Origin of the sequence: Romboutsia sp. MSSM.1001216sp_RTP31141st1_G3_RTP31141_220114 (assembly GCF_039031195.1) — a bacterium.
GTDB lineage: Bacteria > Bacillota > Clostridia > Peptostreptococcales > Peptostreptococcaceae > Romboutsia_C > Romboutsia_C hominis.
The window spans coordinates 189376-209760 of sequence record NZ_JBCIUO010000004.1; the positions used below are offsets into that span (position 1 = coordinate 189376).

Annotated in this window: 20 protein-coding genes; 7 read left to right on the forward strand and 13 right to left on the reverse strand. The window is 29.4% G+C overall.

Translation table 11 applies throughout. The annotated features are described in order from the left end of the window. Window positions 1–20: 20 nt before the first annotated feature. From ABCP60_RS08960 to ABCP60_RS08980, 5 genes are all read right to left on the reverse strand, one after another. On the reverse strand, window positions 21–767 hold the full coding sequence (locus ABCP60_RS08960) for a class I SAM-dependent methyltransferase (protein WP_343101635.1): 747 nt from the start codon (window positions 765–767) through the stop codon (window positions 21–23). Then, entirely contained in the window at window positions 754–996 is a 243-nt protein-coding gene (locus tag ABCP60_RS08965; RefSeq protein ID WP_166504731.1) for a small, acid-soluble spore protein, alpha/beta type, read from the reverse strand. Before ABCP60_RS08965 ends, ABCP60_RS08960 begins: the two co-directional genes overlap by 14 nt. A gap of 153 nt (window positions 997–1149) precedes the next feature. Further along, window positions 1150–2268, reverse strand: coding sequence for an amidohydrolase (locus ABCP60_RS08970; RefSeq protein WP_343101636.1), 1119 nt, complete (start codon window positions 2266–2268; stop codon window positions 1150–1152). Between the two features lie 475 nt (window positions 2269–2743). Further along, complete coding sequence (locus ABCP60_RS08975; protein ID WP_166504729.1) at window positions 2744–3259, reverse strand: nuclear transport factor 2 family protein; 516 nt, start codon at window positions 3257–3259, stop codon at window positions 2744–2746. A 22-nt stretch (window positions 3260–3281) separates the two neighbouring features. After that, a complete protein-coding gene (locus tag ABCP60_RS08980; protein ID WP_195238037.1) occupies window positions 3282–5267 on the reverse strand; it encodes an FAD-dependent oxidoreductase in 1986 nt (661 codons plus the stop codon). Window positions 5268–5705: 438 nt separating this feature from the next. Here ABCP60_RS08980 and ABCP60_RS08985 point away from each other — a divergent pair, with 438 nt between their 5' ends. The 7 genes from ABCP60_RS08985 (at window position 5706) to dapD (ending at window position 13243) form a co-directional block, all read left to right on the forward strand. Further along, a complete protein-coding gene (locus ABCP60_RS08985; RefSeq protein WP_166504727.1) occupies window positions 5706–6479 on the forward strand; it encodes a helix-turn-helix domain-containing protein in 774 nt (257 codons plus the stop codon). Between the two features lie 303 nt (window positions 6480–6782). Further along, complete coding sequence (locus tag ABCP60_RS08990; protein WP_166504726.1) at window positions 6783–7529, forward strand: 3-oxoacyl-ACP reductase family protein; 747 nt, start codon at window positions 6783–6785, stop codon at window positions 7527–7529. A 59-nt stretch (window positions 7530–7588) separates the two neighbouring features. Continuing rightward, entirely contained in the window at window positions 7589–9517 is a 1929-nt protein-coding gene (locus ABCP60_RS08995; RefSeq protein WP_092922525.1) for an FAD-dependent oxidoreductase, read from the forward strand. 312 nt (window positions 9518–9829) lie between these two features. Next, window positions 9830–10828, forward strand: coding sequence for an aspartate-semialdehyde dehydrogenase (locus ABCP60_RS09000; RefSeq protein ID WP_092922522.1), 999 nt, complete (start codon window positions 9830–9832; stop codon window positions 10826–10828). Between the two features lie 48 nt (window positions 10829–10876). Beyond that, window positions 10877–11770: a 4-hydroxy-tetrahydrodipicolinate synthase gene (gene dapA / locus ABCP60_RS09005; protein WP_166504724.1), complete on the forward strand. Its 894-nt coding sequence runs from the start codon at window positions 10877–10879 to the stop codon at window positions 11768–11770. Then, window positions 11764–12510 carry a 4-hydroxy-tetrahydrodipicolinate reductase gene (gene dapB, locus ABCP60_RS09010; protein ID WP_343101637.1) on the forward strand — a complete coding sequence of 249 codons (747 nt, stop codon included), beginning with the start codon at window positions 11764–11766 and terminating at the stop codon, window positions 12508–12510. Before dapA ends, dapB begins: the two co-directional genes overlap by 7 nt. 16 nt (window positions 12511–12526) lie before the next feature. Next, window positions 12527–13243, forward strand: coding sequence for a 2,3,4,5-tetrahydropyridine-2,6-dicarboxylate N-acetyltransferase (gene dapD / locus ABCP60_RS09015; protein WP_092922513.1), 717 nt, complete (start codon window positions 12527–12529; stop codon window positions 13241–13243). Window positions 13244–13283: 40 nt separating this feature from the next. On the opposite strand, the gene srtB is transcribed toward dapD, so the two are convergent. The 8 genes from srtB to ABCP60_RS09055 all read right to left on the reverse strand — a co-directional run bounded on the left by srtB (window position 13284) and on the right by ABCP60_RS09055 (window position 20369). Continuing rightward, window positions 13284–14075: a class B sortase gene (gene srtB / locus ABCP60_RS09020; protein ID WP_271893310.1), complete on the reverse strand. Its 792-nt coding sequence runs from the start codon at window positions 14073–14075 to the stop codon at window positions 13284–13286. Window positions 14076–14372: 297 nt separating this feature from the next. Further along, the gene (locus ABCP60_RS09025; RefSeq protein ID WP_166504720.1) at window positions 14373–14975 is read right to left on the reverse strand and encodes a DUF4397 domain-containing protein; all 603 of its coding nucleotides are present in this window, start codon (window positions 14973–14975) and stop codon (window positions 14373–14375) included. A gap of 67 nt (window positions 14976–15042) precedes the next feature. Beyond that, on the reverse strand, window positions 15043–15450 hold the full coding sequence (locus ABCP60_RS09030; protein ID WP_092922504.1) for a VOC family protein: 408 nt from the start codon (window positions 15448–15450) through the stop codon (window positions 15043–15045). 164 nt (window positions 15451–15614) lie between these two features. Next, window positions 15615–16154, reverse strand: a complete 540-nt coding sequence (gene hpt / locus ABCP60_RS09035; RefSeq protein WP_092922501.1) for a hypoxanthine phosphoribosyltransferase — start codon at window positions 16152–16154, stop codon at window positions 15615–15617. Window positions 16155–16224: 70 nt separating this feature from the next. Then, window positions 16225–17529 (reverse strand): L-serine ammonia-lyase, iron-sulfur-dependent, subunit alpha, encoded by a 1305-nt coding sequence (locus tag ABCP60_RS09040; RefSeq protein WP_092922497.1) that lies wholly within the window; start codon window positions 17527–17529, stop codon window positions 16225–16227. A 281-nt stretch (window positions 17530–17810) separates the two neighbouring features. Further along, a complete protein-coding gene (locus tag ABCP60_RS09045) occupies window positions 17811–19580 on the reverse strand; it encodes a sigma 54-interacting transcriptional regulator (RefSeq protein WP_166504719.1) in 1770 nt (589 codons plus the stop codon). A gap of 1 nt (window position 19581) precedes the next feature. Continuing rightward, complete coding sequence (locus tag ABCP60_RS09050) at window positions 19582–19722, reverse strand: hypothetical protein (RefSeq protein ID WP_166504718.1); 141 nt, start codon at window positions 19720–19722, stop codon at window positions 19582–19584. A gap of 77 nt (window positions 19723–19799) precedes the next feature. Continuing rightward, window positions 19800–20369, reverse strand: a complete 570-nt coding sequence (locus tag ABCP60_RS09055) for a methyltransferase domain-containing protein (protein ID WP_240276208.1) — start codon at window positions 20367–20369, stop codon at window positions 19800–19802. Window positions 20370–20385 lie beyond the last annotated feature (16 nt).

Below are 20385 nucleotides of genomic sequence, written 5' to 3' on the forward strand. Positions count from 1 at the left end.
CAATTCCTCCATATATGCCTTTATTTTCTACCTACAAAGAATATCCTTTCACTATCTTCTTTTGGTGCTTCAAATGTAAAATCTGAATAAACTTTTATATCTTTAAATCCTACTGATTGTAACATGTCTAATATTTCTTCTTCTGTATATGCTCTTTGTTGATGAACTTCTTCAAATCTTTCAAATCTACCGTCTTCATCTTTTACAAAGAAGGCTAATTCCATTTCTACTAGATTTTCTTCATCATCAAAGTAGTTTTGCCACATATAAGCTATGTCTTCCCTATTTTCTCCATACATGTTGTTTCCAAGTACAGATGACAATTTATAGAATGAACTTATATCAAATATAAATAATCCATTTTCCTTTAAAAGTTCATATGTCTTTTTAAATACATTTTCTAAATCTTCATCATATGTTATATAATTGAATCCATCACAAGCACATAATACGCAGTCTAAATTTGTTATATCAAAGTCTAATTCAGCTATATCTTGTTGTAGTAATACTAACTCTACACCTTCTTTTTCTGCTTTTTCTCTAGCTACCCCAAGCATTTCTTCTGATATATCTATTCCTGCGATATCGTAATTTTTCTTAGTTAATGGTATAGTTAAATTCCCTGTACCACAAGCTAATTCTAATATATTTTGTACTTTAGTATCTTCTTTTTCTATTATTTTTTCTATATACTCAACCCATCCATTATAATCAACTTCATTCATAAGTTCATCATAGATGAATGCAAAATCTTTATACTGATCCATCCTCTTTATTTGACTCCTCCATCTTTTTCTTTTGTTTTTTTCTAGATGTGAGTATTCCACCAATTCTTCCAGCTTCTTTAGCTGTAAGACCTGCCCAGCCTAATTCATTTACCTTGTCTATTAGGCCTAGTTCTGATGCTATCTCATATTTCATTATATCATTGTCTGTCAATATTTTTTTCTTTTTAGATTTACTTGTACTTTTTTTGCCTGGCTTATTTAAATCCATAAAAAACACCCCTTTACATATTTGTATTCTTGTCATTTAGACGAAATTTATACAAACATTTATAGGGGTATCCTTTAATTATAAAAACTCATTTCTTTAACTATATTAAATACTACTTATTCTATACTCATAGTATAAATTTTTAAATGTATTTTAACATATTGATCTCTTATGTTTTAACAATTTAATAAATATTTCTAGACCATTTCTTAAAATTTCTTCATCAAAATCAAAATTAATGTTATGAAGTCCATTAACAAACCCTTTTTCTATATTTTTTGCTCCTAGCATGAAAAATAATCCTGGTACTTCTTTTTGATAATATGAAAAGTCCTCTGATATCATAAGTGGATCAAGTTGTATTATCCTATCTTTATCTACTATCTGTATAAATTCTTCATATAACTTTTTATCATTGTTAACAGCTGGGTAATCATCTCTTATTTTTAAATCTACTTTGCAATTATATAAAACTTCCATCCCTTTGCACACTTCTAGTATTCTTTTTTTAATCTTACTATATACTTCTGGCTTAAATGTTCTTATTGTGCCTTGTAAATTAACATTTTCAGCTATAATATTTCTTCTTGTTCCTCCATTTATAATTCCTATGCTAAGTACAGCTGTATCAATAGGACTTACATTTCTGGATATTATCGTTTGAAGATTAGTGACTAAATTCGAGGCAACTACAACTCCATCTATTCCATTTTGAGGCATTGCTCCATGCCCACTTTTAGCATATATATCTATATCTATATCTCCTGCCTGTGCCATAAAATATCCACTTCTTACCCCTATATATCCTGTTTCTATATCTGGATATATATGAAGCCCATAAATTTCATCTATATTATATTCTTGTATTATTCCTGCTTCAATCAAACCATTAGCTCCACCTGGACCTTCTTCTGCTTGTTGAAATATAAATACTATATCATCCTTTAATTTCTCTTTATTCATACTGATAAATTCTATAAGACCTAATAATATACTCATATGTCCATCATGTCCACATAAGTGTTTTGGACCTTCATCTGTTAACAATCCATCCATATCTGCTCTAAATGCTATAGTTTTATCACCATTATTTCCTTTTATAATTCCTACGATAGATGTATCTAGATATTCTTTATATGATATATTAATTCCATCTAAATAATCCTTTATGTATTGTGACGTCTTAAACTCTTTTCTTCCTAGCTCTGCAATGGAATTTAATATCTTTCTATGTTTGTTAATCTTATTCTCTAAAGGTATATTTTTTATCATATACTTCCCCCCTTAATATATCGTTTTGTTAACTTATTTATATTTGAATCTCGACCCCGATAGCTTTTATAATGGTTTCACTATAAATAATATATTCTCCAATTCCGTACAGACTCTACATTTTCCTTCATATTTTATATACAAAAATAAAATTCAATGAATCTGACTATACTTGTACTCTATTTTTAAAGATATAAAAAATTCGCTGCGCTTGAGCGACGTGTCGGCAAAACACTTCATGTCGCCAACGACTTCGTCCGTTGCTCAAAATGTCTTTTTTACGCTCATAAAACTAATTGGTATTGCTTAATTTCAATAATTATCTACAGTTTATGAAGTATCATAATTTCCTTAAGCGTAAAAAAAGACCCTCGTAAGGATCTTTAAAAACAATATATATTATTAAAAATAAGGATAGTTTTATATTTAATACAAAAGCTTTATATCCTACATAAGAGTTAATCACTTGACTATTTTATTCTTTACTATGCATATTATAAGTAATCTTTGCACTTTTTGGATCATTTCTATCCCATCTTTCTTCAAATGTACGCTTATATCCAATTGTCTTTATCTTCCATTCTCCATTAACTTTTTCATAGCTTTCACGATAAAATGCTCCACCTCTAATTCCCATATTTCTATCTAATAATATTAGGTTATCTCCTAAATACCAATATGCAAAAGCTACAGTATCACTTTCAAACTCGATTTCAGGAGTATGACATTGATGCATAGTTATATGTTCTGGTGGCATACAAGTTCTAAAGAAATTTACAACTTCTTCTTTACCTGTAAAAGAAAGTTTTCCATCTGAGTAACTTGTCGTTACATCCTCACAAAAACATTCTCCTATTGTATCCCATAGCTTAGAGTCTAAGCAACGTAGATATTTTCCCTTCAAACTTTTTATAGATTCTATATCTTTAAGTCTTGTAATTTCCTTTTCCATTTGTATTAATCTTTGTTCTAACTTTTCAATAGTACTCATACCGGATCCCCCTCTTTAATTTTTAATTTGCAATCGCTTTTTCGCTATCTAAATTTTCTACATCTCCTATTTTTCTTGCAAGTATTGCTCCTGCTTCAATAGCATGATGGACTTGTCCTGGCTTGTTGGCATCTCCTATAATGTGTACTTCAATATCTTTTAGTTCATCTGCTAAATTATTTACCGGTTTTGCACCACAACAGAAAATTATTTTACTAAATCCACTTAGCACTTCTTCTTTTCCATCTTTTTCAACTATAACTCCTGTACCATCTTCTGTAATTTCTAAAAGTTTTGTATTAGTGCTCATTACAACGCCTTTTTCATTAAGCATTTTCATAAGAGGTACTTTATTATTTGGGCATAGATTTGGTGCAATTTCACCTAACATTTCAATCATATGAATTTGTACAGGTCCTACTGCATTGTGCAATATGGTTTCAGTAACTTCACATCCTACAAGACTACCTCCAACTACAAGAACCTTTCCATGTATTGCATCTTTAACCTTTGCAGATAGCACATCACTACCTGTTATAACATCAATATTTTCTATGCCTTTTACTTTTGGTATAAACGGAGTTGAACCAGTTGAGATAATACATACATTTGCATTTAATTCTTTTATATACTCAGCTGTTGCTTCTGTATTTAATTTTATATCTACATTAGATTTTTCAACTTGAACTTTTAAATATTTAACCCATCTTGTTAAATCTTGTTTGTGAGGAGGAATAGCTGCAAGATTTATTTGACCTCCAAGTCTATCTGACTTTTCAATTAAAGTAACTTTATGACCTCTTTTAGCTGCAACTCTTGCAGTTTCTAAACCAGCTGGTCCACCACCTACTATTACTACATTTTTCTTTATTTTTGCTTCTGTAATAGCCATTTCTTTTTCACGCCCAAGTTCAGGGTTTATTGCACATTTTGCAACTGGGTTAGATCTTTCTCTTGTTATACAAGGTCCACCGCAACTTGCACATGGTCTTATATCTTCATATCTTCCTTCAAACCCTTTATTTACAAGTTCAGGATCAGCAAGTAAAGGTCTACCAAATACTACTCCATCTACAACGTCTCTTTCAACTAAACTTTCGCCAAGTTTTATATCATTAATCTTACCAACTACAAATACAGGTACTTTAGAAACTTTTTTAATAGCTTCAGCTTCTTTTATATTTACTCCTGGTGACTCATAATGGCAAGGGATTATTTTCCAACATAATTCATATTGAGTACCACCAGAAATTTCAAAAGCATCTACCCCAGCTTCTACAAATTTAGGTACTAAATACAACATATCATTTAATGTATTTCCGCCTAATACTCTTTCATCGCCTGAAATTCTCATAAGTATAGGGAAATCATCTCCAGCTTTTTTCTTTATATTTTTAATTACATCAAAAGCAAATTTAGCTCTACCGTCTAAATTACCTCCATAGCAATCTGTTCTTTTATTTCTAAGTGGAGATAAGAAAGAACCTGCTAACATATATGCATGGGCACAGTGAAACTCTACCCCGTCGCAACCTGCTTCTTTAGCTCTTCTTGCAGCATCACCATATTGCTCAACTATAGCTTCAATTTCTTCTACTTTAAGTTCTCTAACTGATTTTCCTAAACTATTTATATAGTTTGAAGAAGCTACTGGTGTTTTACCAAACATCCATGAAATAGATTCAGGTCCTGGATGTGTAATTTGAGGAAATAATTTTGAACCATTTGCATGAATTTCATCTACAAACGATTTGAATTTAGGGATAAATTTATCTTCTCCTAAACTAATTGTAAATCCTAAATATGGAACTGAGCTATCCACTGTAACTGCGTCTACAACAATAAGACCTACTCCACCCTTGGCTCTTTCAATCCAGAAGTCTTGAAGTCTTGAACTTACATTTCCATCTTTTTCTTCATAGCCAAGGCTCATAGGCGCCATTAAAACTCTATTTTTTATTTCAACATTGCCTATGTTAATTGGTGTATATAGTTTAAAATTATCCATAATTACTTCTCCCTTAAATAAATTTTAATAGTTGTTTTGAATTTTATTAGGTGTAATTATTTGGAATTTAATTGTTTTAAATTCTATTATTTTGAATTAATTAAGTTTAATCTGAATATTTGAATAGTATAAAATGTAACTGTTTTGAATTTTATTGAAAATAATATGTTTTTAAGTATTAAAAGTATATTTCAATTTCATTGTAGCAATCCTTTTCATATACCGCAACACTATTTTAAAGTTATTTTATTAAAAATAAACTATAAACGTACTATAAGTTCGATATTTACATACATTTCAACTTATTTTTTATAATTTTTTTATATTATCTCCATATGAATGTCGCACTATATGGAACAATTATTTTTTATTTTTTTATTTAAATTATGCTATACTATAAGAAAAAAATTATATATTTCGAAAGGGGTTTATATAAGTTTGTCTTCTTTACAAAGTTTAGATAGGGCTTTAGATATATTAAGTCTTATTCATTCAAATGGTGGTAAAATGTCCGTTTCTTCTATTGCTGAAGTTATGAACTTACACAGAAGTACTGTTCATAGAACTTTAACCACAATGTATCAAAAAGATTTTCTATCAAAAGATCCTAAAACAGGTCTGTATACAATAGGTAGTAAAGCGCTCATTCTTGGATTTTCAGCTGCTAATAATTTACCAATAGCTACTACTGCAAGACCATATATGGCATTTTTAGCAGAAAAATATAGCAACTCAGTTTCTCTATCCGTAATTGAAGGTTCAAATGTTTTTGTGATAGGAAACTACTCTGGTTACTACACTACAACTTTTTATTCACTACATGAGGATCCTCTAAATTGTGAGGCTTATCGTCCTGCCGTAGCTCATTGTATGTTAGCTTATAACTGCCAGTTGGAATCTTCTAATGAAGCAATACAAATTTACCTTTCAAAAGTATCTAATAGCAGATTTAAAGGTAACTTCTTCACAAGCATTGATGATTTAGTTGCTTACTTAAAAAAGGTAAAAAATGATGGCTATGCTTATGAATCTGGTGAGTATCACTTTGATGAACTTTGCTACTGTGTACCTATTTTAAATAATAAGAAAGCTATAGCAACACTTAGTATATACGGTCACAAATCTTACTTAAATAAGTTTCATAAACAAGATATTATTAAAGATTTATTAGATATTTCAAAAACAATATCTGATTTACTTTCTAATAGTTAAAAAAGTTGTAAATATTAAATTTTGCAGCTTTTTTATTTTTTATAAAACTTTACAATTTCAAATTTAAAATTTTATTGACAAATTAAATTTTGTGTCCTACGATTATCTCAATAGTTGTTTTGGAAAATTTAATCATTTCTAATAATGTAATTATTTCGAATACTCAATTCTATTAATTGAATAAAAATTTATTTATCACATTAAATTAAATTTTTTAGTTTTGTTTTATCTTATCTAATTTATAACTCCATTGTAATTGTTTTGTAATTAACATATAAACTAACTTTGAAAGGAATTAATTTTATGAAACTAAAAAATAAAGTTGCAATCGTTACTGGCGGATCACGTGGCATTGGTTTTGCTATAGTTGATAGATATGTCAAAGAAGGTGCTAAAGTTGCAATATGTGGAAGTAGAGCTGAAACTGCAAATAACGCACTAAATCTTATCCAAAAAAAATATCCTAATGCTGATGTTATAGCAGTTCACGCAAACATGTCAAGTACTGATGAAATCAATGAAATGTTTAAACAAGTAGTTGATAAATGGGGCTATGTTGACATATTAGTTAATAATGCTGGTATTACAGCTACAAAAGATATCGATTTAATGACAGATGAAGAATTTGAAGAAGTTATGGACGTAAATGTTACAGGAATGTTCCGTTGCACAAGAGCTGCGGTTAAAATTATGAAAGCCCGCGGTGGTAATATAATTAACACAAGCTCTTTAGTAAGTGTAAATGGTGCTGGCAGACAATGTGCTTATACTGCTTCTAAGTTTGCTGTAAATGGCCTTACAAGATCATTTGCTAGAGAACTTGGTAAATACAATATAAGAGTTAATGCTGTTGCTCCTGGTTCTGTGGCTACTGAAATGGTAAAAAAGTTTGTTACAGATCAAATGGTTGAACATATGAGACAAGTAACTCCACTTGGAAAAATGGCTGAGCCTTATGAAATGGCTGGTGCTTTTGTATACCTTGCTTCAGAGGATTCTTCATATACAACTGGTGCAATATTAAATATTGATGGTGGAATTGTAATGTAATTTTATAAATATAACGTATAGCTAAATAATAAATTTTAATAGTGAAAGGTGATATGATTATGAACTATAATTCTTTGTTTTCTCCATTTAAAATAAAAGATTTAGAAATAAAAAACCGTGTAATACTTCCAGCAATGATGACAAAAATGGCTTCTCCTACTGGACTTGTTACACAAAATTTAATTGATTATCATGTAGCAATTGCAAAAGGCGGCTGTGGTCTTAATTTTACTGAGGTTTGTGCTATACACCCAAGTACTCATGGTAATGGTTATGTAGCCCTTTATAAAGATGAACATTTTGAAGGTATGAAAAAACTTATAGATAGCGTACATAGCGTTGGTGGTAAAATAGGTGTTCAAATTTGGCATGGTGGTCAAGTTGCAATAGCTCTACTTCCAAAAGATAGAACTCCTATGGTTACAGAAGGCATGACTCATGAAAATATAAAAGAAATTGTTGATTGTTATGGAAAATCCACTAAAATGGCAGTAAAAGCTGGCTGTGATGCTATAGAATTCCATGCTGCTCATACTTATCTTCCTCATACATTCTTAAGTGCTGCTTTTAATAAACGTGATGATGAATATAATGGTTCTTTAGAAAATAGAGCAAGATTTTCACTTGAAGTTATTCGTACTATGCGTGCTAATATGCCAGAAACTATGCCTTTATTTATGCGTGTAGATGCATTAGATGATTATGTTCAAAATGGACTTACTATAGAAGATGTAATTGAGTTTTTAAAGATGGCTAAAGCTGAAGGTGTTGATATAATTGATATTTCAAGAGGTAATAATAAGTCTGCAGCTCTAAAATATGAAGTTCCTTCAATTGATACTCCTCGCGGATATAACATTGAAAATGTAAAAAAGATACGTGATGCTATTGAAATGCCTGTAGTTGGAGTTGGTAGAATCAATCATCCAGAAATTGCAAATAAATTTATAGAAGAAGAAAAGTGTGATTTGGTTGCTATAGGTCGTGCTCAAATTACAGATCATGAGTTCTGTAATAAAGCAAAAGATGGTAAAACTGATAGTATACGTTTATGTGTTGGTTGCTTGAAGGGCTGCTTTGACTCTATAATGAATCCAAATATTCCTACAATTACTTGTATGAGAAATCCTATGGTTGGTAAAGAAGGTCAACCTATTACTAAAACAACTAACCCTAAAACAGTTTTAATAGCTGGTGGTGGTATGGGTGGTATGATGACTGCTAACATGCTAAAAGTTAGAGGGCATAACCCAATTTTATGTGAAGCTAGCAATAAATTAGGTGGGCAATTTAACTTAGCTGGCGCTGCTCCATATAAAGGTGAGATGCTTGATGCTGTTAACTGGGAAGCTAAAGAAGCTACTCGTTTATGTGTTGATGTTAGGTTAAATACAGTTGTAACTCCTGAGTTGGTATCTCAAATTAATCCTGATGAAGTAATAATTGCAACTGGTGCTGTTGCTTCAAAACCTGAAATAAAAGGTATAGAAAGTAAAAATGTATTTACTTATGAAGAAGTTTTATCTGGTAATATAGAACTTTCTGGTAATGTAGTTATACTTGGCGGAAAAATGGTAGGTTTAGAAACTGCTCAATACTTAACTGACAAAGGTATAAAATGTACAGTTATTGATGAATCTGACAGATTCGGTGGAGATTTAGGCTGGATTAGAAGTATGAATATGCTTGAAAATATGTATGTAATAGGTGTTAATCAAATTCCTGGTGCCAAGGTTGTGGAAATAAAAGAAAATGAAGTTGTATATGTTAAAGATGAAACTGAAACAAGTATTAATTGTGATGCTGTAGTCGTTGCTCTTGGTGCAACTTCAGTAGCTTTAGAAGATGTTCAATTAAAATGTAGAGATTTAGAAATTCCTTTCCATGTGATTGGTGATGCAAAAAGTCCACGTGTAGCTTTAAATTCTACTCTTGAAGGTATTGAAGTTGCACTTAATATAGATAGTGAAAATGCACTTAATGTGTAAGTAATTTGATCCTCTTTTTAATAAGGGATGTAGATAAATTTATAATATAATTTGAGTCTTAAAATATAACTGTGTATTCTTAAGATTGAGTTAGATAATATAAATTAAAGTTTACTTAGGACTATGACTATTTAGTTATAGTCCTTTTTTATTATTTTTCTATTCTCTGAAAATCTTAACAAAAAAGCTATATTTTCTACCTCTTTTATAGAAAATATTTTTAAAGGGATTTATTATCAACAAATAGAATATATTTTAATCTCCTTGAATAATTTTATATAGATACTTAATCAATTTATTTGGGGTGATTTTATGAAAAAAGTTAATGTAGCTATTGTTGGTGCTACTGGTATGGTTGGAAGAACTTTCTTAAAAGTTTTAGAAGAAAGAAAGTTCCCTATAAATCAACTATATTTATTCTCTTCTGCTAAGTCTGCTGGGTCTACTGTAGTATTTAATGGAAAAGAATATGTAGTTGAAGAATTAAATAAAGATGTTTTTGATAGAGATATACAAATAGCCTTATTCTCTGCTGGTGGTGAAATAAGTTCTATATATGCTCCTATAGCAGCTTCAAAGGGTATTGTGGTTATTGATAATTCTAGTTATTGGAGAATGGATGAAAATGTACCTTTAGTAGTTCCTGAGGTTAATCCACAAGATATAAAAAAACATAAAGGAATAATTGCTAATCCAAATTGCTCTACTATACAAGCTGTAGTTCCTCTTAAGGCACTTCATGAAAAATATAAAATAAAAAGAATAGTTTATTCTACTTATCAAGCTGTATCTGGTTCAGGTGTAAGAGGTATTAAAGATTTAGAAGATGGTGTTGATGGAAAACCTAATAGTTTCTATCCTCATCCAATAGCTTACAACTGTCTTCCTCATATAGATGTTTTTGAAGACAATGGTTATACAAAAGAAGAATTAAAAATGATAAATGAAACAAAAAAAATATTTAATGATTTCGATATGAAGGTTACAGCTACTACAGTTAGAGTTCCTGTAAAAAATAGTCATAGTGAATCTATAAATATTGAATTTGAAAACCCATTTGAGCTTTCTGATTTAGTTAATACTTTAGAAAACATGAATGGTGTAATTGTCATGGATAATCCTAAAGAAAATAAATATCCTACTACAGTAGATTCTACTGGTCGTGATGAAGTTTTCGTTGGAAGAATAAGAAGAGATTTTAGTGTAGATAATGGAGTAAATATATGGGTAGTTGCCGATAATATCAGAAAAGGTGCTGCTACTAATACTGTTCAAATAGCAGAATTATTAGTTGCTTGTGATTTAGTTTAATACTTTAATACCTAATTAGGTAAATTCTTATATAAAGGGGTTTTGTATATGTTATTTAAAGGTTCTGCAGTTGCTTTAGTTACACCTTTTGATGAAAATGGTGTAGATTTTGAGACTCTTGGAAAATTAATTGAATATCACATAGAGAATAATACTGATGCAATACTTGTTTGTGGAACTACAGGGGAATCCACTACTATGAGCGATGAAGAACAGCTTGCTGTTATAAAATATACTGTTGATAAAGTTAATAAAAGAATACCTGTTATAGCTGGAACTGGCTCAAATAACACTGCACATTCTATTTATTTAAGTCAAGAAGCTGAAAGACTTGGAGCTGATGGATTATTAGTTATAACACCTTACTACAATAAAGCTAACCAAAATGGTCTTAAGCTTCATTTTGAAACTATAGCTAAAAGCGTAAATCTTCCTATAATTATGTACAATGTTCCGGGAAGAACATCTATGAATATGAAACCTAGCTTAGTAGCAGAACTTGCTAAAATAGATAATATAGTTGCTATAAAAGAAGCTAGTGGAGATTTATCTCAAGTTGGAGAAATAGCTAGATTAGTTCCAGATGACTTTGCTATTTATTCAGGAAATGATGATAGTATAATTCAATTATTATCAGTTGGAGGTCATGGAGTAATATCTGTTCTTGCTAATGTTTGTCCTAAAGAAACTCATGATTTAGTTTATAAATTCTTAGAAGGAGATATAAAAGGATCTAGAGAATTACAACTTAAATTAAAGCCTTTAATAGATGCTTTATTTATAGAAGTTAATCCTATACCTGTTAAAACTGCTATGAATTTACTTGGATTTAATGTTGGAAATTTAAGACTACCTCTAGCTGAAATGGAAGATAAAAACTTAGAAGTTTTAAAACAAGAATTAAAAAATCAAGGATTATCATTAGGAGAAAAATCATGCTAAAAGTTATAGTTAATGGATGCTTTGGAAAAATGGGTAGAGTTTTAACTAAATGTATAGAACAAGATCCTGATTTAGAATTAGTTTGTGGAGTATCTCCTAGCCAAAAAGAAAAAACATCTTTTAACGTTTTCTCTACTATGTCTGATATTTCTAAAAAAGGTGATGTAATAATAGATTTTTCTCATCACTTAGCTTTAGATAATGTTTTATCTTATGCTTTAAATACTAAAACCCCTTTGGTTATTGCTACTACTGGATATAATGAAGAAGAGTTAAATAAAATAAAAGATGCCTCTAATATAATTCCTATTTTCCACTCTTCTAATATGTCCTTAGGAGTTAATATTTTATTAAAATTAGTAAGAGAAGCTACTAAAGTGTTAAATGGTTTTGATATTGAAGTAATAGAAAAACATCATAATAAAAAAGTTGATGCACCAAGTGGTACTGCTATTATGATTGCTAATGCAATAAAAGATGTACTACCTAGTATTGAATATAATTATGGAAGATATGGCCGCGAGGCGAAAAGAAGTGAAAATGAAATAGGAATACACGCTATTAGAGGTGGGACTATTGTTGGTGAGCATAATGTCATATATGCAGGTCATGATGAAGTTGTAGAGTTAAAACATATAGCTCAATCTAAGGATATCTTTGCTAAAGGCTCTATAACTGCTGCTAAATTTTTAGTTAACCAAAGTCCTGGGTATTATAATATGGATAATTTACTAAGTTAATCTATGGAGGTAACTAATGATAAATTTAAACGATGCTTATGAAATAGCCAAATATATAAAAGAATCAAAAAAAATAACACCTGTTAAGGTTTATATAAATACTAATCTTATCAGCTTCAAAGAAGCTAAGGAATTTAAGGTATTTGGTTCTAATGGTTCTTATATACTTATTGGTGACTATGATACAATAAATGATTTTCTAAAAGGTAAGGAAAATCTTATAAACGATATATATATTGAGTATGATAGAAGAAACTCTGCTATACCTATATACAACTACCTTCATGAACATGCTCGTATAGAGCCTGGAGCTATAATAAGAGATATGGCTACTATAGGTAAAAATGCGGTTATCATGATGGGAGCTGTTATAAATATTGGAGCTGTTATTGGTGATAATGCCATGATTGACATGAACGCAGTTATAGGAGCAAGAGGTATAATCGGAAAAAATGTTCATGTAGGTGCCGGAGCGGTTATTGCTGGCGTTTTAGAGCCACCTTCTGCTTCTCCTGTTATAATTGAGGATGATGTTTTAATAGGAGCAAATGCTGTGATACTTGAAGGTGTAACAGTAAAAAAGGGCGCTATTGTGGCAGCAGGTTCAGTTGTTACCCATGACGTGTTAGAAGGAGAGGTAGTTGCTGGCTCTCCTGCAAAAGTCATAAAAATAAAAGACGAAAAAACAGCTGATAAAACTAAGTTAATGGACGGTCTTAGAGATTTGGACTAAATATAAAAGGCTCAAATTAATAAATATTAATTTGAGCCTTTTAATTTACTAATTTGGCATGAATTACAGTTCTCGCATTTTCAAATTCATAGCTACAAGTAGATAAAGTTAGTATTTTATCATTTTCACTTACTTCTACATTAGTGTTATATAAAGACTTGTTTTTTATTTTATTAAGAAATTGTTTATAATCACTTTTAGAATTAAAAGAAGTCTGTATGTAATTATAATTTGCATCAGTTGTATAAACTGAGAAAATTTTATATTCTAATTTTTGTCCATCTGGCGTTTCTATGTATATTTTATTATTTTTATCAAAGAATTTTTTATCTTTAAATTTCTTCAACTCACCAAACATTGTATTATTTCTCATATAGTGACCATAAATAACTGTATTACTATCCTCAAATCTGTTATTTCTATAATCTAAAAATATAGAACCTGATGGTAAATAATTTTTATTTATATCCTTTTTAAGATAATAGCTATTATCTTTAGCTTGAAGAACTGGGTAATCTATATTAGTTCCATCAATGTCTATCCAACCTCTATAATCTTTATTTATATCAGATAAATCTAAAGTAGTCTTATTATAAGGACTATTTTGTTTAACCTCTTTATTATCATCTACCTCACTATTGCCTACTTTATAATTATTATTACTTTGTGCACTTGATACAAATTGTTTTTCTCTTGTTTCTTTTATTTTCTTTATATTATCATATACTCTATCTGCTTTTTTATAGTCTAAAACCTTGCTTATAACCTTATAACTTCCAAATAATAATGCTATTATTAAGACTATATTTATTAAAATCCTTGCTTTCTTCATAGTATTTATACTCCTAATTAAACTAATTATATTATATACCACATAAATATAACTTTGAACATAAAAAATTCGCTTCGCTTAAGCCACTACGTGGGCGCTACACTTCATCCGTTGCTTGAGCGACGTATCGCGAAGCGCTTCAAATTGTCTTTTTTGCGCTTACTAAACTAATTGGTATTGCTTAGCTACAATAGTTATCTATAGTTTTTGAAGTATGATAATTTCCTTAAGCGTAAAAAAGTATAGATAAATTTATCTATACTTTTAATAATAACAAATTTTTATAGTTTATATCTATCACTGTAAGAAAGTTGCTCCATCTAATGTCTGAATCATATCTATATTAGGCGATATCCCAATAACATAAAATGTATATATTCTATTTGGATTTATATTTACTAAGTTGCTTAAAACTGTTTTTTTATTTTCCGTCAATTCTATATCCATCTTATACTCTCCTATTGGCACATTTTCATACTCTGTATAATCTGTATAACCTACATTATTAAATATTTCTTCTCCACCCATTAGTATATTAACATTTGGTGCTTCTGGAACTAAGTGTACAAACTTAATCTTCGATGTATTATCTTCTGGAACTCCCATTTTCTCTGGTATAGGAAGTATATCTACTTTATCATTTTTTTCTATAATAGCTGCTGTTATAAGCTCATCATTTTTTACATCGATACTAACCTCACTCAAAGGACTATCCCTTTCCTCTTTTAAATAAACGCTAAATATATGCTCTCCTTCTGGTACATATATATATGGTGTAAATTGAGCAAATCTTACATCCATATAAAAAGGAAATCCATCTATATATACATCTAATTCTTCTCCACTTACCAAGGCATGCAATACTCTAACCAATGAATATTTCTCATTGAAGTTTCTCAAAAAAATCCCCCCATTAATCATAATACTTTCATACTAATATGATATTAATAGAAGGGTATTTTTGATACTAAGCTATATCAGTATCTCTAATTTCTATTTCTGTTCCTTCTGGTGCTTTTATTTTAAATAAGCTTTCACCTTCTACTTTGTATACAATTTCTCCATTTTTAACTTTGAAATTAGTATATCCTAGCGATTTTATCCTTTTATACTCTTCTTCCACATTATCCACAATAAATCCCATATGCACTGGGCCTTCATTTAAAGATGTCCACTTTTTAAACTTATCCCCAGCTTTAGGCGTCTGAAGTTCTATCATAAAGGTACCTTGTTTTATCCACGTATTATATTCTCTGTTGTGGAAATTTTTACTCTCTTGAACTACTTCAAATCCCAGTATTCTTGTGTAAAAATCTAATGATTCCTTATATTTTTCTGTTTGAATGCATATATGATGTATCATTTTTATCCCCATACTTAATCCTCCTGCAACCATTTTCATTTTGAAGTTATCCACTTTTCAACCATTTTTACAGTTGATATGTGTATAAATATATATTAGCTTAGTTTACTTATATAGTTTATATAAATTACAAAATCTTTGTAAATAAAAAGTTGCTCCTAAGAGCAACTTTTTATTTATCTATCTTCATTTGTAACATTGAATACGTATGGTACGTTTCTGTAATAATCACCATAGTTTAATCCATATCCAACAACAAACTTGTCTTCTATTTCAAATCCACAGTAATCTGGAACTAATTCAACTTTTCTTCTACTTGGCTTATCAAGTAATACACAGCATTTTACGCTTGCTGGATTTTTAGTTTTTAAATGATTCATAACATGATGCATAGTTAATGCTGTATCTGTTATATCATCTACTATTAATACATCATATCCTTCTAAACTAGAATTTACATCTGATACAACCTTTACGTTCCCACTACTTTGTTCTCCGTGACCATAGCTTGAAGTTGTCATAAACTCTATTTTAACTGGAACAGTTATGTTTCTTACTAAGTCAGCACAGAAGATAAAGCTTCCTTTTAATAAAGATACTACTAAAAGATTCTTTCCTTCATACTCTTTAGATATTTGTGCACCTAATTCCTTAAGTCTAGTAGCAATTTGTTCTTCAGAACATAAAACTTCCCACTTTTTAGTTTCGATATTCATAATAAATCCTCCATTATGTATAAATGATACTTTCAATTTTATAGGAGATTAGATGTTTTTGCAAGGAGAATTACTTAACCTTGTTCATATCATCCATTACATTTATTATAACCTCATCTGTAACAGACATACCTTTATCACTTACTCTTCCTAGGTTTTGTATACTTTGTTCTACTTTAGCTCCAACTATACCATTCATTGGTGGTACGAAACATTGTTGTTTAGCTATTATAGCACTTTGTACTGCTGCTGATGCTGCTGATGCTAATTTTAATGCACAACCTGCTTTTGCACCATCACATATCATACCACTTAAGTTAGCTACCATATTTTCTATAGCACCTTCTATTTGTCTTTCATCTCCGCTCATTAACCAAGATAAACCTGCTGTAGCTCCTGTTGATGCAGCAACTCCACATCCACATACTGCTGATAATCTTCCTGTGTAATTTTTAATGTATGCTGTAACTAAGTGAGATATAGCTAAAGCTTTTGCTAATCTTTCATCTGATTGAGGGAATTTCTTGTTGTATGCTACTATTGGAAGTATAGCAGTTAAACCGTGATTTCCACTACCATTTGAACTCATAACTGGCATTTTAACTCCTGCCATTCTAGCATCTGATGCAGCTGCTGTTATCATCATAGCTTGGTTCATTAAGTCGTCTCCAAGTAATCCATCTTCCATAGATTTCTTTATTCCGTATCCAACACCTATACCTACTTTTTGATTTAATCCATAGTTAGCTATTTCTTCATTCATAGCTATTCCTTCTAATAAGAATTCTATGTCTTTAAGATCTAATGCTTCTACATTTTTAACTAATTCTTCTATAGTTATAGTGTCCATTATGTTTTCTTCTTTTTCTGTTGTAACTGCTATTTCTTCTAAACCTTCTTCATTTAATAAAACATTTCCATTTTCTTCTAAGTAAACAAAGTTATCATGCTTAGTTCTTATAATAACCCTTGAAGTTCTAGTTTTTCCTTCTAAGTTTACTTCTATATATACCTTTTCCTTTGTATCCGCTGGTGATATTGATATTGGATGAGTATCCATATACTCTTCTGCCTTTTTAACTTCTTCCTCAGTTAAAGTTTCTAATACTCTTAATCCATTTTCAGAGTGTCCACCTATAAATCCTAAAGCTACTGATATTTTTAATCCTAATCTTTCTGTTCCTGGTATTCCTACACACATTCCGTTCTTATATACGTTTGGGCTAACTAATACGTTATGCTTAACTATTTCTTCCCCTAATAATTCTTTTGCTTTAGCACAAGCTAATGCAACTGCAACTGGCTCTGTACATCCTAGAGCTGGCTTTACTTCTGCCTTTAATATATTAACTATTTGATTTCTTACATCCTTCATAACATTTCCTCCCACATAAATTAAGTTTATACTTTTATATATAGCAATATATGTGCCAACTTTTTAAATTAATTATTATTTTTCTATTATTTAATTTATCTAGTTAAAACGTTTCCGTAAAATGCTTATATGTACGCATTTGTCATCATTTTTCTACATTATAATTAAGATTATTATTTTTTTAGTTTTTTTCTAAATCTGCATTTAAATATTAATTTTGTGTATAAATTTATATTTTTATCTCAATTCGAGTAAAAAAAATCTCAAAATGAGATTTTTTCTCATTTTGAGATAATTTTATATTTCTCTAGTTTTCTATATAGAGTAGCTCTAGATATACCTAATGCTTTTGCTACTAGCTCTTTGTCTTTTTTATAATCTTTATATTTATGTAATGCTTTAATGATTTCTGCTTTTTCTAATTCTTCTAAAGTTCTTATCTTATCATTTTGAACTAATACTTCTTCTAACTCTACATTTTTTAATTTATTAGGTATTACATCTAATGTTATAATTTCTCCTATAGACATATTCACGCCATACTCTATTATATTTTGAAGCTCTCTTATATTTCCTGGCCATTTATATTCTAACATTACATCTAGCACATTTTTGTCAATACCAGTTACATGCTTTTCTAACTTTCTAGAATATTCTTTTATCATAAAATCTATTAAATCTGGTATATCATCTTTTCTTTGTCTTAAATTTGGAAGTGATATAGGTATTACATTAAGCCTATAATATAAATCTTCTCTAAAAGTTCCCTTTAATACCATTTTTTCTAAATCTTTATTGGTAGCTGCTATTATCCTTACATCTATAAATTTATTTGATTTTGCTCCAATTTTATTTAGCTCTTTTTCTTGTAATACCCTAAGTAATTTTGCTTGTAGATGCAAGCTCATATCTCCTATTTCATCTAGGAATATAGTACCCTTATTAGCTATTTCAAACTTACCTAATTTACCACCCTTTTTTGCTCCTGTAAAAGCTCCTTCTTCATAACCAAATAATTCACTTTCTAGTAAATTATCTGGTATGGCTGCACAATTTACAGCTACAAATGGATTTTCACATCTATTACTATGGTTATGTATAGCTCTTGCAAATAACTCTTTACCAGTACCACTTTCTCCTGTAATTAGTACTGTAGAAGTGGACTTAGAAGCTATTAGCGCTTCCTTTTTAACACTATTTATAATGCTACTATTTCCTATTATATTTTCTAATGTTATACTATAATCTTTATTTATTTTATTGTAGTTTTTAATAGCATCTTTGTTATCTATAAAGTCTATAACATATCCTTTTAATTCTTTCTTTAAAATAATTTCATTTATATTGTATATTCCTTTTAATTCATATCCATCTAATTTATAGTTAAAACTATGTGATTTTTCTTTTTTAAAATTATCTCTTGATGGTTTTTTTATGAACTCTAAAAGCTTAAATATATTTTTACCATTTATATTATTTTCTAAATTGAATACTTTCTTAAATTTTAAATTATATTTATCTATATTTCCATCTACATCAATAGATACTATAGCCTTATCTATACCATTTACTAAAGTCTCTAGCTTTTTCTTTTCTAATTCTAACTCATAAGCTTTTACTTGAGCTTTAATTTTATTAGATATTAAATCAGCCATTTTACCTAAAAAATTCATTAATACATCTTTATTATTTTTTATAACTTTAGCTTGTTCCTCTGTAAAAGCTATAAGGCCTATAACCCCATAGGTTACTCCTTCGCTTATTATAGGGCAACAAACCTCTGCAAACTCTTTACAATCTCCACTATTGGAGCATTCATTACATATATCATTACAACTTGGATCATCTATTATTATTTCTATCTGTTCTATTAGACATTTATTAAAAGCAGAGTATCCACTTATTTTTTCTCCTATTTTTTCTAAATATATACCTGTACCTGCAACTCTAGTTAAGTCATCATCTACTATGGTTACATCTATACCTAAAACAGCTACTATTGCTTCTGCTATATTTTGAATATCTTCTCTTATGTATTTTAAGTTTGCCATATTAATCCTTTCTTAATCTTTTTAAATTAAGTATTTCTTTTATATCCTTTAATACTAAATATATTTTATTTAGCGTAAATTGTATAGATATTAATATAACAAACATCATTACTACTATTATTAATTGATAATTTATACTCATAACTATATGGCTCCTATTTTTAGTTTAATATATAAAAGACCAGGCTAACCTAGTCTTTATATATATTAGTAAAATCTCTATTTTCTTTTTCCTATATAAATGTATCTTTCATTTTCTACTTCTTTAACATTACCTTCAAAATCTAAAGTTGAAAATAACTTTGCAACATCATTTGGATAATGGTACTTGATATTTTCTCCGCACAGTTTATGCTTTAGATTTTTTAACTTAACTTTAATATTTTTTAAATTTAAATCTTCTAATATTAACTCACCATTGATCTTTAGTACTCTGTTAATTTCTTTAGATGCTTGCTCGAAATTTCCAGTGTTATTAAAGTGATCTAATATTATAACTTTGTCAAAATGTCTATCTTCAAAAGGCAATAGTTCAAGTGTTCCTTTTATAACATTACAGTTTCCGTTGTGTATTAAGGAATAACATACGTCTTCATAAGGGCTATTCTCAAGTATTGTTACATATACTCCTAGCCTTCTTAATCTTTTCCCTAGGTCACCTATTTTTCCTACAAGTAGTATATGATTGCCTACATTATACTTTATCGTATCTAAAAAACAAGTTATATCATCAGAGTTATCTGTCAAACTAATACTAGGGTCGTAATCATGATATAATACGCTTTTCACAGTGCTCCCCCTCTTT